11 protein-coding genes and 1 other RNA gene are annotated in these 17663 nt (G+C 36.1%); 4 read left to right on the top strand and 8 right to left on the bottom strand.

Annotated features, from left to right (window positions below; all coding sequences use genetic code 11):
- The first annotated feature begins 121 nt into the window (after positions 1-121).
- Positions 122-1303, top strand: coding sequence for a serine hydrolase domain-containing protein (locus GGR42_RS15270; RefSeq protein ID WP_167965819.1), 1182 nt, complete (start codon positions 122-124; stop codon positions 1301-1303).
- Between the two features lie 246 nt (positions 1304-1549).
- Complete coding sequence (locus tag GGR42_RS15275; protein WP_167965820.1) at positions 1550-3499, top strand: DUF3857 domain-containing protein; 1950 nt, start codon at positions 1550-1552, stop codon at positions 3497-3499.
- A 9-nt stretch (positions 3500-3508) separates the two neighbouring features.
- Here the strand turns inward: GGR42_RS15275 and GGR42_RS15280 are convergent, their stop codons facing one another.
- Positions 3509-3883, bottom strand: coding sequence for a DUF1801 domain-containing protein (locus GGR42_RS15280; RefSeq protein WP_317169700.1), 375 nt, complete (start codon positions 3881-3883; stop codon positions 3509-3511).
- 90 nt (positions 3884-3973) lie between these two features.
- Here GGR42_RS15280 and GGR42_RS15285 point away from each other — a divergent pair, with 90 nt between their 5' ends.
- Positions 3974-5086: an Sb-PDE family phosphodiesterase gene (locus GGR42_RS15285; RefSeq protein WP_167965822.1), complete on the top strand. Its 1113-nt coding sequence runs from the start codon at positions 3974-3976 to the stop codon at positions 5084-5086.
- A 3-nt stretch (positions 5087-5089) separates the two neighbouring features.
- On the opposite strand, the gene GGR42_RS15290 is transcribed toward GGR42_RS15285, so the two are convergent.
- Both GGR42_RS15290 and GGR42_RS15295 read right to left on the bottom strand, forming a co-directional pair.
- Complete coding sequence (locus GGR42_RS15290; protein ID WP_167965825.1) at positions 5090-5353, bottom strand: hypothetical protein; 264 nt, start codon at positions 5351-5353, stop codon at positions 5090-5092.
- An 85-nt stretch (positions 5354-5438) separates the two neighbouring features.
- Complete coding sequence (locus GGR42_RS15295; protein ID WP_167965827.1) at positions 5439-6644, bottom strand: NAD(P)-dependent oxidoreductase; 1206 nt, start codon at positions 6642-6644, stop codon at positions 5439-5441.
- Positions 6645-6913: 269 nt separating this feature from the next.
- Between GGR42_RS15295 and ssrA the strand changes: the two genes are divergently transcribed.
- Positions 6914-7309, top strand: a transfer-messenger RNA (tmRNA) gene (gene ssrA / locus GGR42_RS15300).
- A 229-nt stretch (positions 7310-7538) separates the two neighbouring features.
- Here the strand turns inward: ssrA and glsA are convergent.
- From glsA to GGR42_RS15325, 5 genes are all read right to left on the bottom strand, one after another.
- Positions 7539-9119 (bottom strand): glutaminase A, encoded by a 1581-nt coding sequence (gene glsA / locus GGR42_RS15305; protein ID WP_167965841.1) that lies wholly within the window; start codon positions 9117-9119, stop codon positions 7539-7541.
- A gap of 406 nt (positions 9120-9525) precedes the next feature.
- A complete protein-coding gene (locus GGR42_RS15310) occupies positions 9526-9861 on the bottom strand; it encodes a hypothetical protein (RefSeq protein WP_167965843.1) in 336 nt (111 codons plus the stop codon).
- 154 nt (positions 9862-10015) lie between these two features.
- Entirely contained in the window at positions 10016-11689 is a 1674-nt protein-coding gene (locus tag GGR42_RS15315) for an alpha/beta fold hydrolase (RefSeq protein WP_167965845.1), read from the bottom strand.
- A gap of 192 nt (positions 11690-11881) precedes the next feature.
- Positions 11882-12610, bottom strand: a complete 729-nt coding sequence (locus GGR42_RS15320; protein WP_167965847.1) for a hypothetical protein — start codon at positions 12608-12610, stop codon at positions 11882-11884.
- The gene (locus GGR42_RS15325; RefSeq protein WP_167965849.1) at positions 12607-17658 is read right to left on the bottom strand and encodes a YCF48-related protein; all 5052 of its coding nucleotides are present in this window, start codon (positions 17656-17658) and stop codon (positions 12607-12609) included. The genes GGR42_RS15320 and GGR42_RS15325 overlap by 4 nt, the downstream gene beginning before the upstream one ends.
- Positions 17659-17663 lie beyond the last annotated feature (5 nt).

Here is a 17663-nt window from a genome sequence, read left to right on the forward strand (position 1 = left end):
AACTTAAGACAAACAACCATTTTTATTAAACTATTAATAATGATTGCTTTGTTTACTTAAGATAATATAACTATATTAAACTTTTCATTTACAGGTATTTATTGTTCTAATTCATCAAGGAATGAAAGACATTTCTTCACTTTTCATTTTACTCCTTTTGACTGCCAGCTGTAGTAAATCTGCAGGGGACCTTACCAATACCAAAGGAAATACTCCCAATACTTCTGAACAATTAGACCAAGGCGAAGTAACAACAAACGGCGAAAACGACCCCAATACAGAAATTTCTGAGACCAGCTTAAATGATATTACTTCGGATTTTAAAACATTAATGTCAGATTATAACATTCCAGGTGCCCAAATAGCAATCACTAGAAATGAGAAGCTTGTTTATTTGGAATCATTTGGTATGGCAGATTTGGAGAATGAAATTAAAGTAGATGAAAAATCCCTGTTTAGAATTGCCAGCATCTCTAAACCTATAACCCTAATGGCAATTTCCAAGCTAGTATTAGAAAACAAGTTGAAATTAAATGAGTTTGTCTTTGGGAATGGTGCAATTTTAGGCAATGAATATGGTAAGCTACCTTATGAAGCATGGGAGGAGTCCATTAACATTTCCCATTTGTTGGAACACAAAAGTGGTTTCACCAACGACCCATACGATATTATGTTCGATGATGTTGCTCTAAGTCATACAGACTTAATAGGAAAGGTTTTAGATGAACGATCTTTGACTTTCCAGCCAGGAACGCAATATGAGTATTCAAACTTTGGTTATAGTCTTTTGGGGAGAATAATTGAAAAAGTTACCGGAATGACCTACGAAGAATATGTAAACAACGTAATATTGAAACCAATGGGCATTACAGACATGAAGATTGGAGGCAATACAAAAGAAGAGGCTTTAGAAGGAGAGGTTGTATATTATTCCAACTGGTTTTCTCCCTATGACATGAATGTTACCAGAATGGATTCTCATGGGGGATGGATAGCCTCAGCTAAATCTCTGGCGCTTCTTGCTGTACAATCGGATACCCGTACCGCTTATCCGGATTTATTTAGAAGAGGAGAAGGACTAGACTATCTTATATCTGGACACTGGAATCACAATGGAGCCTTGCCCGGCACAATAACGGTCCTTTATGTTGGTAGTCCAGTATCTTATACTGTATTAATGAACAAAGGTGATGCTAATTTCCAAGAAATGATTCAAATTATAAGAGGGTTTATGGATCGAAAAATTAGCGATAGGGAAAGTTGGCCAAGTATTGACCTTTTTAATTTTTTTCCCAAAAATTAAATGCTTGTTGCCATACGCAAAATCTTTGAAGATTGGGGTGCCATTTTCAGCTTCCAAGCTCTGATCAGTGCCCCAAGCAAGTCTAATCTTTCCATTGATTTCCACCTCTTTTAAATAATAGATTTCCCATTCTTTGCTAAAAGCAATAGGGACAATATGCTAAATTTGGGTAATTTGGAAAATTGTTAATCTATTATACTTTTACAAGTCAATCTTCGTTTTTCTTTCATTGACCAACTACAAATTATGAAGAATTCCTTCCTAATCTCTATTTTTTTCCTATTTATTCTTTTACCCACAAATGCTCAAAAAGGTCATGTTTTTGGTGAGCTTACAGCAGTAGAAAAAGAATTGACTGTTTATATAAAAGATCCTAGTGCACATGCAGTTGTGCTTTATGAATGGGGAGATAATTACTTTGATGTATTTCGAAATAGCATAAGGCTAATAAAAAAATACCATGTTAAAATAAAAATCTTAGATGAAAAAGGATTTGATGAGGGCACCATTTCAATTAAGTATTTAAATGATGAAAAAATAAAAAAAATAAAGACATTAATCCATAATGACAACGACCTTACTTCCGTATCAGAGTCTCAAATTTACACTACACAACTGAATAAGTTTACGAATGAATTAAAATTTACGTATCCAAGTCTCAAAGTGGGAAGTATTATAGAGTATGAGTATACTCTAGAATCCCCGTACATATATAGGCTTAACGGATGGGAATTTCAGTCACACATTCCTAAAATACATAGTGAATATAATGCGCGAATTCCTGGCATGTATGTGTACAACAGAGCCTTATATGGTTCCTTGAGCTTACATGAAAATTCCGCCAAAGTTAAAAAAGGCTGTTTCAAATCAACTTTTTTAAAGTGGGATTGTGAAGAACTAATATATGTGATGAAAAATATTCCCGCCTTCAATTCGGACAGTAATTTTATGCTATCAGCAAGTAATTACATGTCTCGAATAGAGTTTGAGCTTGCAGAAATAGTATACACCAACGGCCAAAAGCAAGATGTTTCTTCCACATGGGAAGAAATAGATTCTGATTACAAAAATGCGGAAAGTATTGGGGAGCAATTAACTAAGAAAAATTTTTTCGCAAGAAAAGTTCCCGACAAACTATTTGATCCTGTAAATCAATTGGATAAAGCAAAAATGATTTATTCGTTTGTTCAAGAACATTTTAACTGGAACAACACGTTTGGAAGTTATAACTATAGCAATGTTAAAGAGGCTTTTAGGATAAAAAAAGGAAGTGTTTCTGAAATAAATATGTCTCTCATAAATCTTTTAAATGCGGCAGGAATAAAGGCTGATTTAATGTTAATTTCCACGAGGGAAAATGGCTTACCAAAGAAAATCCATCCAGTAGTTTATGATTTCAACTATTTTGTGGCTAAGTTAAAAATTGGTGAAAAGGACTACCTATTAGATGCATCGGATAAGAATCTTTCTTTTGGCATGCTCCCATTCAGGTGTCTTAACCATTATGGACGAGTCATGGATTTTGAAAATAAAAGTTATTGGTATGACATAACACCTTTTGTTGAAAGCAAAAAAATGATAAGGGGCAAGTTGACCTTTGACCCTGTGAATAAGAAGGCTTTGGGTATATTTGATGAATTGAACTATGGGTACGATGCTGTTTTCAAAAGACAAAAGATATCCAATAATTCTGAAACTGAATATTTTGAGGACTTAGAAAATAGTGTTGTTGGAAATTTTGATATTATATCTTACAAAATTGTAGAAGAGAGAAGTGACGATAAGAAAATTACAGAACGAATTGAATATGAAATTGAAAATGTACTAGAGAGTGATAATGTTTACTTTAATCCATTTATTACAAAGTTTTTTGATAAAAACCCTTTCCTATTAGAAGAAAGGAATTACCCAATTGACTTTGGTTATAAAAGAAATTATACATTTAGCATAAGCATTGAGGTGCCTAATGGATATTCAGTTGATCAGCTTCCAGAAAAAATCAAAAAAGTATTATCTGACAATATGGGTCTGTTACAATTTGAAACCTCATTGACCGGTAACAATATCACAGTATATTTTAATCTGTCCTTGAACAAAACCCACTATCTTCCTGAAAACTATAATGAGCTAAAAGAGTTGTTCGCCAATGTGGTAACCGTTCAAAACAACACGGTAATCGTATTAAAAAAGAAGTAAACATGTTCTTCATTTCCAAAATCCCTTATCTTTTACAGAATATGCTTCTTTAAGGACATCCATAAGAATATCATCATTTATTTCTTCCAGGGTTTTATAGCGCAATGATTTTACTACTTTTCTTCCTTCCGTACACATGAGTTCAATATGCCTGGTTAAGTAAGCAGAACTCCAAAAACCCAAATCAACATAATCCTTGGCTTGGTTCATATAACAAATAGGGGTCTTCCCAATATAAAAATAAGGCACCCTATACTTAAATTTCATTTCAACTTCCGGAATTGTATGTTCAATAACCCCCTTTAAATGCATCAGTATGCTTCTAAAAGGCTCAGGTTGATTAAATATATATTCTTCTGCCGGATTCATATCTATTACTTTCAATATTAAAAATAAACATTTCTTAACTTCAAGAAATAATTGGGTAACTTTTGAAACCAATTAATCCAATACATTTGAAGAAATAATCATACCATGAAAAGAATACTACTTTCCTTAACCACTTGTTTTTGTTTAGCAACCCTTTTCTCCCAATCCCATTCGCATGTTGCAGAACCTATTACCTACCCAAATATTGAAGGCTACGTTACCTTAAAAACGGATTTACACCAACATACTGTTTTTTCGGATGGCAATGTGTGGCCCACCATTCGGGTAATGGAAGCTTTGCATGAAAATATGGATGCCATTTCCTTAACGGAGCATATAGAATATCAGCCTCACAAAGATGATATTCCCCATCCGGACCGTAACAGAAGTTACCATTTGGCTTTGGAAGAGGCAAAAGAACATGATTTGTTAATTATACATGGTTCTGAGATTACCCGTTCTGCTCCCGTTGGTCATAACAATGCCATATTTATCTCCAACGCCAATAGTCTTCTCGTAGATAATGCTGAAGATTCCTTTGCAGAGGCAAAAAAACAAGGTGCTTTTGTTTTTTGGAACCACCCCGCATGGTACGCACAAAGTTCAACCGGAAATCCTATTCTGAGTGATTTTCAAAAAGAGCGTATTAAAAATGGAGAGCTACATGGAATAGAAGTGATTAATACTGGTGATTATTCTGAAGAATCCCTAAAAATTGCCCTTGAAAACAATCTTACCATTATGGGCACGAGTGATATCCATGGATTAATAGATTGGGATTATATTGACAAAGGAAATCATAGGCCCGTAACCTTAGTTTTTGCCAAGGAAAAAAGTATAGAAAGTTTAAGAGAAGCTTTGTTTGCTGGCAGAACGGTTGCAATTTACAACTCGCTTTTGGTAGGGAAACCGGATTTCTTGAAGCCTTTGATACAGGCTAGTGTACAAATTAAAAAAGCAACTTATATAAATAAGACCGAAGTAATTGAACTAGAATTGGAAAATATTTCCAGTAGTGACTTACTTTTTGAGAATGAAATGCCCTTTACCTTCTATAACAGTTCACCCGTATTTGAAATCCCTGCCGGAAAAAGTTATACACTTTTGGTAAAAACATTGAAAAAGATTGATGCTTTACCTTTAAAATTAAAAGCATTGGGAGCCTATACAGCACCCAAACAACATCCAGTGATTGAATGGCAAATCCCTGTGAACTAAAAATCAACAACAAACACCATTGAACTCCGACTCAAAATCCTTTTCTATTTTTTTTCGGTATTTAAGTGGTGTTTTGCTGGAAATCTTAATCTGTTTGCCTTTGAAATGAATATCAAAATAAAACTTTGAAAAGTCACCTTCACAATCACTTTCCAAACGATTAAGAAGGAACTTGGTTATTTTAGGCCTTAATTCGTATTCCATATCAATACAAACCTTTTTTTCCTTCTTATTATTCCCGGGAGATAGAATATATTTAAATTTCACAGTCCTTATTTAAGAAACAGAGTATCAAAATAAGGAATTATTAGCAGAATCCAATTCTTGCTCAATATAAATCGATTAAGGCAAGTTAATCGAGACCATCTACATAATCTTGTAAGTAACTGTATTTGGCCGTAAGTTTTCCATTTTGAGTCATTCTTGCCCTCTCTAACACTCCATCCTTGTCACCATTGAAAAATGCGGGAATCACATACTGGGAAAAGGCCTCGCCAAAACCAACACTTGCATCATTTGGAAGTTCACAAGGTAAATTATCCACTGCCATAACCGCTATGGCATTTGGATTTTTGTAATCTGTCTCAGATTCGGTTGCTGGGTCATAACCATAAATAGGATCTGCAATTGTGGAAGCCCTAAGGGTTGTGGCCACTGGACCGTCTATGTCGCAACTTACATCCGCCACCACTTTTATTTTAAAATCAGGGTGTTTTACATCTTCACGGGTATATAAATAAGGTGCTCCATCTCCATAAAAATGTCCTGCGATATAAAAATCGGTGACTTTGGCGAACCTAAAAAAGTTGGACTTGTACTCCTCGGGATGATCAAAAAAGTCTTGCATATTTCCTTTTACCCCATCCTTTCTAAGATTATATTCTGATACATCTTCTTGGCAATATACAGGCTCATCATAATCCTTTTCCAAATAATCATGCACAGCTACCTGTTTAATATTCATGGCATCCAACATTTCCTTGGCTCCATTGCCAACCCGGCCTTTACCCGTTAAAAATATTTTGATATTGGGAAGCTGTATTTTTTTAAGCTCTGTAATCAATGCTTGTTGGTCTGCCAAGGTTTCTGCTTTTGGCAATTTATATAAGTTAAATTTTAATCCATAGGTCCTAAACCCATTGTAAGCACCCACAATACCAGCATACCGGCCAAAGGCAACCAACCGTTGTCCATTTGGTGCAGTAATAACCTCATGGTCATAGAGTTCAATGTTCTTTTCTAATATAGCCTTGAGCAATTCCCTATTGTAGGGTTGTTTTTTAATGGTATGTGAAAAGAAAAAATACTTTTTATTGGGAATTAAAAACTCTATAGGAACTTCTTTGACTCCTACAAGTACATCGCATTGTTCCATATCTGGACTTAATTGCAACCCAGCTGCTTTATATTCTTCATCCTTAAAAACCCGAATTCGGGAAGGTTCTACCACAATTTCAGCCATTGGAAAGTCTAACCTGACTTTTTGGCAAGCCACTGGGGACAGCACCACACGCCTATCTGGTGGGGTTTTGCGTTCTCTAATGATACCGAATTTCATAAATTTATTTTGGTATAACTTTTGCCTAAATTAAGACGAATTACAGCAGTGAACAAACTTTATTCGCCATTGACGGATAAATGTTAACTTTGCTGCCCGCGTTAGGGATAGAGGCAAGTACCTTGTACTGCCGAAAGCCCGACCCTAAACTTGTTTTAGGGTAACGCCATAAAAATTTGTTCATTGAAAAAAATAATAGGTTAGAAGAGTTCCCGGGATAAACTCGGAATTAATTCCTTTACGAAAAACAAGTTTTTCTAACCCATTAAGGGGCCGACTGGTTTTGACAGCGAGACCAATTGGAATGTAAGCATGCCGAGCGCTGATATACAGCTCGTAAATCTCATATTTCACACTTTTAATTGGCGATAATAACTACGCTCTTGCCGCTTAATCTGAATTATAGTAAGATTAGCCTCGTCCCTACCAGGTAGGGAAGCGAGATGTCCCTGAATAGCCCTTGTTGACGGCGATTCATATTGGGGCACCATAAATGTCAACATAGAGATGTTAGTGCTTTGATAGCATCTTAAAACTAAAGAAGCTAAGTGTGTATTAGGTTGTTTCTAATCAGGTACACATCGAAAATTAAATAGAAACTAAGCACGTAGAAAGCATTGTAATTGCTTGTTTGGACGAGGGTTCGAATCCCTCCGGCTCCACCATACAAAATCATACCCTATTGAAAGTAAATAGGGTATGATTTATTTCATTAAAGATTTATAAAAAGTCATTCATCACGATACGGCGATATTAATTCCTTTTAGCGCTGTCCCTCTTCATCCCTCCTGTTCCACTGCTTAGGGAAGCAGTTTTTTACAAATGAGTAAGGTAGCTGTGAGTACCCATGCGGCATCTCCTGAATTAAAAGTATTTTCCTTTTTTGTTATTAATTTAAACTTGAGCTTTGGCGTTACCTTTACTTTGAGATGTAATTACCTGCTCCAATATTTCCCTTATTTCCTTATTTTTAAACTTTATGGCATCGTCCAAAGGTGTGTTTCCCCATCTATCTTTAGGTGCTAGATTAACCTTCATTCCAACAAGATGTCTAACTACATCTGTTTGTCCTTCACATGCTGCCAAGTGCAAGGGTGTACGCCCATCATAATCTGCTATGTTTGGACTAACGCCCTCTGCCTCTAACCGAAATATTTCATCCATATCTCCATGACTGGCTGCTCTAATTAATTCCATCACTTTTGATGCCTGCAGCTCACTTTCTTTTCTTCGGGGATTAATTTTATTTGAATGCCCTATAAGTGAATCGTATTGATGAAAACTAAAACGCTCCACTAGTCGTTCACAAAACTCTACCCCACGAACACTGTTTCCCAAATGGTCCAACCTTGGAGACCAAATACTGATTCCCATTACATTTGGAATCACTAGCATTAAAGCGCCTGAAACTCCACTTTTAGCTGGCAAACCTATCTTAAATGCAAACTCCCCCGAGAAATCATACATACCGCAACTCAACATCAATGAAAGACAATTTTGAACTGTTGATGGCTGAAAAATCATATTCCCTGTCAATGGATTGGTACCTGCATTGGCCAGTGTGGCGGCTGCAACAGAAAGGTTGGTGGTACAAGATTCTATTGAGCAACACTGAAAATAGAATTCCAAAGTTTCTGTTAGGTTGGTCTTTTCGGGAAAAGCATTTTTCTCACGCATAAAATATGCTAAAGCAAAATTTCTATCTGCTGTTTGCCGCTCAGATAAATACACTGAATTATTAAAATTCACCTGCTTCTCTCCGCAGAGTGCTTGCCATGTTTTACTAACTTTATCAAAACGATCAGCAATATTATTTTCCCTATCTATTAAAGAAGTACTCATTATAGCTCCGGCATTGATCATAGGATTATGGGGCAGACCGCGAGAATTTAATGTTAGTTCATTAAAGGAATGTCCGCTAGGCTCACGGCCTACATGACTATGTACTTTTTCTCCACCAAGTTCTTCCAGAGCAAGACAATAATTAACGGGCTTACATGAAGACTGCAGGCAAAAATTAACAGTGGCATCCCCCAAGGAGAATCGCTGTCCGTCCACAGTACAAATGGAAATAGCAAATTGATTTGGATTTACACGTGCTAGTTGGGGAATATAATCGGCAACATTACCTTTTCTATTTTTTAATGTTTCCAAAAACATTTTTTCAACCTCCTTACAGAAGGATTCAAAATCTGGAATAACCAAATTTTCTGTAAGCGATTTTTTAATCAATGCATTCTGCTTAAGAATTTCATTGAAATCAACTTGTGTTATGGCCTTAAATATTTTCTCTTCCTTTCCCCGTAAATTGAATGTATTGAGTACTTCCTGTATTCTAGGGTCATCCAACAAAATACCTGCTCGGGCCAATTGAACCAAAAATTTATCGGATTCTATGGTGTTTTTCTTGCCATGATCCAACATTTTAAAAAGCGAATCAGCTGCACTGTTATCAATTTGTGTAGTAGTTATCATAATGTTTATTTTTTTTGAAAAAAAGAGGGAAGAAAAGCCATGGCTAGATGGCCTTTCTTCAACTAACTCTCCTCCTATATACCTATAAGTTTATACCAGTGTTGTTCTCTATATTTTTGAAGTAATCCATATAGACAGCATTTGACACTTATCATCTAAATATCCTCTTCAAGAATGTTTATAGATGGCCAATTAATGGACTTCCTTAAAAATTTAATCTTGGAACAGACGCTGGACGGTATCTCCTTTTAATATTCCAGACATAACCTATTGTATTCTTTGGTTTCTCTATACGGGTGTTATGATGTATTGTTTTCAAATTTCTTACTGTTTTGCATATCCCTTTTCAAGAAATATTGTTTTGTTAAGTTTATTAAATAGAATAGTCAATTATCCTTATTAAACTCTATTGGATTATTTCACTACTACTTTCCATGCTCGCCCAATAATCATCATGTTCAGGGCGTGTATTTTTGGCTTTCGGTCCTGTAATGATTTTTCGTTGTTCGTATACTACAGCAATCCTTTCACATTTATCTTCCCAAAGTTTCAGATTTTTGGCCTTTGGGCCAGTAAGTGGTTTGTGGTTGTGATTTTTAACCATTACAATTGAAGATTCCCTAGGGTTCTCCCATGGTTTGCGATTTTTGGCCTCTGGACCAGTTAATTGGTTTTGCTGGGCACTCATGAACCAAATTGATAATAGGCAGAGTCCGATTGTTATGAAAATTCTGTTTTTCATGATATTTGTTATTTTTATTGTTTTACGGATGCAAAAGTATAGGGCAATGAAGGTGTATTGTTAGCACAAATCCGAAAAATTCGTGAACATTTCCGACTTGTTCATAGTACAAAACCGACCACTTATAACAATTCCGACAAATGCTATTTAAGGCCTATTCCTTTTTCTGAAGTAAAGACGAAGGGCTTAATCCAAACTCCTTTTTGAAAGATTTAGAGAAGTAGGACGGGTTGGAAAAACCTGTCTGATAAGCAATTTCAGCTATATTGTTCTGCTGTTGAAGAAGCAGTTCCTTTGCCCGGTGCAAGCGCACCGAAGAAATTAATTGAATTGGCGATTTATTAGTGGTAGCTTTAAGTTTTCGCTGCAGTTGACGCTCACTAATGCCAATTTCTTTGCAAAGCACCTCAACGCCAAAAAGTTCATCATCCAGATGCGCATCAATGCATTGCAATACATTCTCCAATATGGAATCGTATTTAGGAAGTTTGTGGGGAAATACTATATTGCTAGGTTGGTTATCGGATCTAGAGTCATCCGTAACCCCATATAGTAAAAGTGATTCACCTGTTGAGGGTTCAATTACAGATTTATTTTGTGTAAAATTTAAGCCTGCCCCAGATAAAAGATATTTTACAGTCTGTGTCACCAAAATTTGATTGGAACCCGCCTGCCCAAAGATAGACTCTATCAATAAACCCGTTTCTTTACTTATAAAATGAGACTCATCCACTGCACCTTCTTTGATATGAATACCTATTACTATTTGTGCATTTAAACTTTTGGCAGTATCAATTAAACCGAATGCACAATTAACCGCTTTACTTGGCCCCTCAAAATTGGCAATAAAGGTTTGCCCATCACCTTGAATCACCTTTCCACGGTATTGGCCAACATATTGAGCAAAAAACTCTTGTTGATCATCATTGGGTCTTTGACTTGAAATAATCCGTGCTGCTCCTATAGTGAAAAGCTGTTGCTCATAGTTTTTATCCGGATTCTTTTTTAAAACAAATAGCTTCATTTGATCAAGAACTTCCTTTGTCTTCCCGACCCAAAAAAGATGGTCACTTCCATCCAGTTCCACAAACTTTGCTCCTTCAATTCGGTCAGCAATAAATCTTCCTTCCTCAATTTTCACATCGATATCATTTGTTCGTTGCATAATAAGTGTCGGAACTTTTATGGAACCTAAAATGTTAATGATATCCACCTCAGTGTTCATTTTGGTAAGTACAAGGGCTGCACTAGGGCTAGCTCCTGAGCGAAAATAATTGGCGAGCCAATCCATGAACTCCTTATCGTTAGTTTTGGAAGGAGCTAAAGATTCCAGACCTATTTCTCCACTTCCCCAGCTGTTCTCGATCATATCGTAAACAGCTTGGCGTTCCCCGTCTTTTGGAGCCCATGGATAATTTTCTGCATACCTTCGTTTGGCGAAAATTCCAAATGTAATCAAGGAAATAGTGCGGTTGGGATAGGTTGCTGCAAACAGTGCAGAAACCGACCCTCCTTCTGAATGCCCAAAGAGAACTGCCTTTTCCGACTGTACTGCGTCCATGACCGCTCTTATATCATCCATTCTTTCCTCTAGAGTAGAAAGTTCTACAATACGATCGGATAGACCAGTGCCTCTTTTATCAAATAAAATAACCCTGGCTATTTTACCTAATTCCAATAAAAAATTCACCAATTCCGGACAAGCCCACATCAAATCAATATTGGACACCCATCCCGGAATATAAACCAAGTCAATTTTGCCAGAACCAAAAACTTGGTATGCAATATTGATACTCCCGCTTTTTGTATATTGGGTCGTGGGTTTCATAAATTTGTTCTAATTGATAAGTTACTTATCAAATTGACTCCAACTAGTTAATTAACCTATATGAAGAATCTTTTCATATCAAAATTATAATAAAGACATAAAATTTTAAGCAAATTTATAATAAGATTTTTATGGTTTTATCCAATAGATTCCTTCTTAATCATGTTTTAATTATTGAATCTGTAAAATAAATTAATTGGTCCTAAAGCTCCATATATCCCCAATACTTGTAGATTGTCCGTCCGAAACATGGATTTGCCAATAATATGTTTGATTAGGTTCCAAGCTTAGCTCAATACTTTTGGAGTTTCGTCCTGTTTCATACAATTCTGGAGGTGTATCTGCGCCCAAATATATGTCATAGCTCAGCAAGTCGCCATCCAAATCGGAGGTATCCCATTCAAGAATGACGTTCTCAGAATTAACAGTACTGTTTTGCTTTGGACTATACAAACTTGGATTAAAAGGTATATGATTAATAATTGGTATGCCTTCCACGTAAAAAGCTGAAGAATTACTAAAATCCCCTTTAACACCCTGCTCATCAATGGCGAGTACACGCCAATAATAATCTTGTCCATCTTCCATTACCAACATTATACTTGTTTCATCCAAGACCTGATTCTCCACAAATTCTGTAAAGGCTCTGTTAGTAGAAATTTGCATTTGATAGGTCAAGGGTCCTCCTTCTGGATCCACGGCCTCAGACCAATTAAATGTGATTTCTTGTTTTAGGCATAATTGGTCCTTTTCGGGAAAGACCAAACTAGGAACGGTAGGTGCAAAATTTTCATTTTCAGAACTTTCATTATTTTCTTCGTTAATTTCTTCTTCTGGTTCTGGCGTTAACGAATCAGTTCTATCACCTTTAGAGCAAGCCAGAACTAAAAAGCAAAGTACTAAATAGTATATCTTTTTCATTTTTTGACAATCTTAAGTAAGGTTTGTTGGCTATTACCAATCTCAACAATGTACATCCCAGGTGGATATGAAGATATATCATAGTGAAAGGAATTGTTAACAACAACTACCGTAGACTCGGACACTAACTGCCCCCCCAATGTAAAAATGTTAATACTTACCTGTTTTTCCTTTACAGGGTTGTCATTAAATACCACTGTAAAAGAATCTTTCACTGGGTTTGGGCTTATAAAGGGTTCATTAGAAAAGTAAACAATCTCAGTATGTGAAAAGGAACAATTGCTCGAAGATAGAACTTCTATTTTATCACCGTTCTCAGCCCTTAAATTGTATGTAGATTGGCTGGTTTCTGCAATTTGATGACCATTTAGCAGAATAGTATAAGGGGACAATCCTCCCTTAAACTCTAATTTAACTTCCTTTGAGGATTTCGTTCCTTTTTTTGACGATACTTCAAAAGGTTCAGGCTCCCCTATGATAAATTGATAACAATATTTTTTTTCACCATCTATTTCTTCTATACAAAGATTGTATGTTCCTATTGCTAAATCTTCTAAAATAGTTTCACCGGTAAATTCGTAGGTAAACGTATTTTCATCATTAGATAAAATGGCATAGTAAGTAACCTGTTCCAAACGCGAGGTTATTTGTAAACTTCCATTAGACATTCCCCTACAACTTGCGTCAGACTGCAACAAAGTAAAAGGGTCTGTAGGCACCACAACAACAAACACCTGGTTATCGGCACGAACACCTGATATCAAATCTGTCTTTATTAAACCTATTTCAAACTCACCAACTGTATCCCAATCCACAATAAGTTCATTCCCTCTAGTGTAATACGAAACATCGCCACTTACGGACCAAATATACCTAGCCTGTTCATCATTCGGAGTTGAGTATACAATTTCCTTACTATTTTCAATCACTTCAGATGGACCAATAATTTCTGGTGCCGTCATTTCTTTAAGAACTTGAACCGTTATTTGGGTTGGGGCACCAGTAGAACATGTTGCATATGGAGTTACCTCTAGAACGTAAGTTCCAGGGGCTTCCCATGTAATACGGGCAAAATTATCTTCTGAAACTAAGCTATTCGGTTCGGTAACGGTCCAAACATATTTGTTATCACTATGTTTCAACACTTCATATATCTCTTGATCACCCACTCTTACAATTTGGTCACCTTGAATATATCCTGCATTCAAAGGACTTGGATCTTCAATTAATTTGAGAACTTCCCCATCATCATTGGAGATATACAAATTGCCATTGTCAAAATCCATATCCGAAATACTATATTGACCTTGAAAAAAAACATCCCAAGTTAAGCCTCCATCATTGGATTGGTAAATTGTTCGCCCAATACCAATATACCATTCCAATTCACTCAAGGCAATTATGTTTCGAGTACTAGTAAAATTCCTATCTACCCTTACCCATGTATCACCTTCGTCAACAGTTCTATAAAAACCATCGTCAGTTGACATTAATCCTACATTGCCGATAAACTTAATCTTAGAAATATATGAAGCACTTGGGTCACTATCTATTTCAACCCAAGTTACCCCTCCATCCTCAGTTTTTCTCCAAGCCAAACCTAATGAAAAACCAATATTTTCATTAATAAATCTTGTAAATACATGTGGAAAATAAGAAGACCCATCAATTATCACCCAAGTATCTCCCCCATTTTCAGATTTTAATACTCTTCCATCTGCGCCCCTACCCATTATTAAACTATCACTAATTATATCATTTATATCAAAATTGATAGACTCGTCTTTTAAAATCTCTGTCCAATTTTCTCCGCTATCTATACTCTTGTAATAATTATTTAGATTATTGTATACAAAAAGAGTACTACCTATTTTTTCCCCGTTGTACTTTTCTTCTTCAGTTGGCATGGTAATTTCATTCCATGTTGTACCCTGATCATATGATTTTCTGGTCTGACTTGTTGAAAACAAATATCCCTCATCCCCATCAAAAATAATACTTCGTACTTCTCTTGTTCCTATAAGGGAACTAACTTCAGTCCATTCACCACCAAATGAATTATAATGTATTGAACGGCCGTTACCTGTATAACACCCTCCCCCAACAACTAAAATATCTTCTTGATTATTTGAAGAAAAACCTGATATATCAGAGCATAAACTTAATTCAGCTGTATTCCAAGTAATCCCACCATCAGAGGTCTCCCATAAAGCCCCCCCTACAATAAACCCTTGGTTTTCATCTAAAAAATGAATTTCATCTATCCAACTTCTATAATCCGAATTTATAAGGTTCCATGTTATCCCTCCATCTTCGGTTTTTATTATATCCCGCCCCGATGTTGATGCATATCCAGTGGTTGAATCTATAAATGAAAAACTTGTTATATCCTCATTGTTAAGACCATCTACTTCCAATTTATGGATTTCCCATGTAATTCCCCCATCCTGAGTGATATAATAGTTTTCATAATCGTCACTAACCATACCAAAGTTATCATCATAAAAATAGAGAGAAATCAAATCATAATAACCAAAATTCTTAGCCTGTGCCCAAGTCTTTCCCCCATCGTTACTTTCATACAAGTAATTACTTGATGAAAAATTGTTAACAGTAATTAATATTTTTTCAGTGCTCAGTGCTTTAATGAAAGAATCTCTATTTGGCCTTATTCCGTCAAGACTCAAGGGCTTCCAACTCATACCAGCATCATCGGTCCGCAGTATTGTCTCTTCACCAAGAATAAAACCTGTATTTTCATCAACAAAATCAACGCGATATAATGTTGAAGGGTATGGAGAATTACCTAAAAGATTTGACCTTTCCATGACCTGAATCTGTTCCCAATTCAATCCCTTGTCATAGGTTTTTAACACGGTTCCATTATTGCCAGCCGCAATGGCATCGGTCTCGTTGATAAAATCAACATCGTATATATCACTAGTCAAAGAAATAGCAATCATTTCACAAGCCTGAAGTTCCACATCGATTGACACCTCAGTTACCTCAAGCACGAAAAAACCGTCCACTTCGACTCCAACATTATCAATTGATTTAACATGAATTGAATAGCTATTCTGTTTGTTCTCACCAAATCTTTCACCAACTATTAATTGATTATTATCAATTGTAAAAATTACATTGTCTTCTCCACCAGGTCCCTCCACAAATTCATATCTATAATTTGTATCTGAAGAATTAGTGCTAAAAGCCCCTACCGCTGATCCCGGCAAAACTCCTTTGGATATCTTATTATTGTCCAGTTCAATTTTTGCATCGGGAACATCCCACATTAGTTCCTTATTTAAAGAAAATGCTGAACTAAGAGAATCCGCTGGAAACTCGGATGCGTATCCCTTTAGCTTTATTTTGAACTCTGGCTGGGAGGTGTCATTGGACCTCAAAACAAGATACCCATTATAATTACCAGGGAAAGATGGTAAAAAGCCTACCTCAAAAAGCCCCCTTTCCTTAGGTAAAATTCTCCTAGGAAATTGGGTCTGGTTTTCTTGATGACCCCACGCAACCTCTACATCCCCATTAATATAAAATCCTTCTCCACTCACAAAAACATCTGAAAACACCAAATTAGAATTTCCCAAATTTTGAATATTGATTTCCCTTACAATTAGGCTATCCACTTTACTGGAAAAACTTAAGGATTCATTATTTTTTATCTCCTGTGGTGTTATAACGTTTATTAAGGGATTTGCTTTAGTATGAAATAAGTCGAAATTATTCCCAATGTCCTCTCGCTCATTTTGTACCGCAGCGTAAATAAATTGACCATCTGTTTTAATAAAAAAAATGTCTGCCGTACTCCGTCTATATGATTTTAATGGCCATACAGGTTTGGACTCCTGGGTAAAAAAATCAAATTCTGTTAAATGACCACCGAAAGAAAGGAAAAACAATTTATCGCCCAAGACTATCATTGGTGCATCTTCCCAAATGCTTACATTCCCTAAAACCTCCATAGTGCCCTGTGTGGTTCCATTGGTTTTCCACAATGTACTGTTGGCAGCCGGACCCGCATTAAAATAAAGGTCACCGTTATATTCTACAAAGCCATAAAAGTGGGGTTGAAACCACAAAGAATCATCTCCTCCCTGACTCATTAGTTCAACTGTTCCATCTGGAGTCCCGTCCGTGGACCATAAAGTATCTTTGACATCCTTATAGGTTTGACCGGAAACAACTGAGAAAACCACTTTTCCCCCAACTTCACTTAGGCCGTAAAACTCTAAACCACCATAATTCTCGGTTGAAAACTCCTTCAACATTTCATAGTTATCCAATCCTGATAACCGATATAATCTAATGTAAGTGTTGTTAGAATTATGGGTAATAAAATACAACCCACTGTCAAAAGACTTTAAGGAACTGATGTTTTGAAGACCATCAATAGTAACACTACTGGTTCCCTCAGGGGCACCATCAGTTTCATATAACAACGACCCAGAGCTAAAATATAATTTCTCATCCCTTATTACAGGACTGTTAAAACTGGAGTAATCATCAACAATATTATCCGCCAGTACTGTACCTTCTTGGGTTCCGTCCGTCCTAAATATTCTCCGTTTTCCTCCAGTAGTATAATAATCTACCGCTGAAAAATAAAGTAATCCTTTGTATACTATAAAATCAGCGGGGCGAGAGTCTCCATAACCACTTGGGTTAATGTTCTTAAGTCGATAAGTACCTTCAGATGTTCCATCAGATTTCCATAGTTCTACACCTTCTTCGGTCGATTGTTTAGCTGAAAAATACAAAGATTGATTATATACAATCATCTCCCTCCCAACATCGTATTCATTTACGGAAAACGAACTTACCAGAGTTGTACCCTTTTGGGTACCATCGGTTTTCCATAAGCCCATACCTCTTTCAGAAGCAGCAAAAAAATAAGAATCATTCCCCATTTTTATGAATTCCTCACCTATGGTACCAAAATTTTCCATATACGTTTGGGAAGAAGCATATGAAAAGACAAGTAGTATACTTAAAACAATAAAATAGTTTCTTTTACCAAGTGTTAATATTTTCATAAATA

This window comes from Saonia flava, from assembly GCF_011927795.1.
Taxonomy (GTDB): domain Bacteria; phylum Bacteroidota; class Bacteroidia; order Flavobacteriales; family Flavobacteriaceae; genus Saonia; species Saonia flava.

Bases quoted from the DNA above. Each gene is read 5' to 3' on its own strand.
- GGR42_RS15270 (WP_167965819.1), top strand. From the start codon at position 122: ATGAAAGACATTTCTTCACTTTTCATTTTACTCCTTTTGACTGCCAGC.
- GGR42_RS15275 (WP_167965820.1), top strand. From the start codon at position 1,550: ATGAAGAATTCCTTCCTAATCTCTATTTTTTTCCTATTTATTCTTTTA.
- GGR42_RS15285 (WP_167965822.1), top strand. From the start codon at position 3,974: ATGAAAAGAATACTACTTTCCTTAACCACTTGTTTTTGTTTAGCAACC.
- GGR42_RS15295 (WP_167965827.1), bottom strand. From the start codon at position 6,644: ATGAAATTCGGTATCATTAGAGAACGCAAAACCCCACCAGATAGGCGT.
- glsA (WP_167965841.1), bottom strand. From the start codon at position 9,119: ATGATAACTACTACACAAATTGATAACAGTGCAGCTGATTCGCTTTTT.
- GGR42_RS15310 (WP_167965843.1), bottom strand. From the start codon at position 9,861: ATGAAAAACAGAATTTTCATAACAATCGGACTCTGCCTATTATCAATT.
- GGR42_RS15315 (WP_167965845.1), bottom strand. From the start codon at position 11,689: ATGAAACCCACGACCCAATATACAAAAAGCGGGAGTATCAATATTGCA.
- GGR42_RS15320 (WP_167965847.1), bottom strand. From the start codon at position 12,610: ATGAAAAAGATATACTATTTAGTACTTTGCTTTTTAGTTCTGGCTTGC.
- GGR42_RS15325 (WP_167965849.1), bottom strand. From the start codon at position 17,658: ATGAAAATATTAACACTTGGTAAAAGAAACTATTTTATTGTTTTAAGT.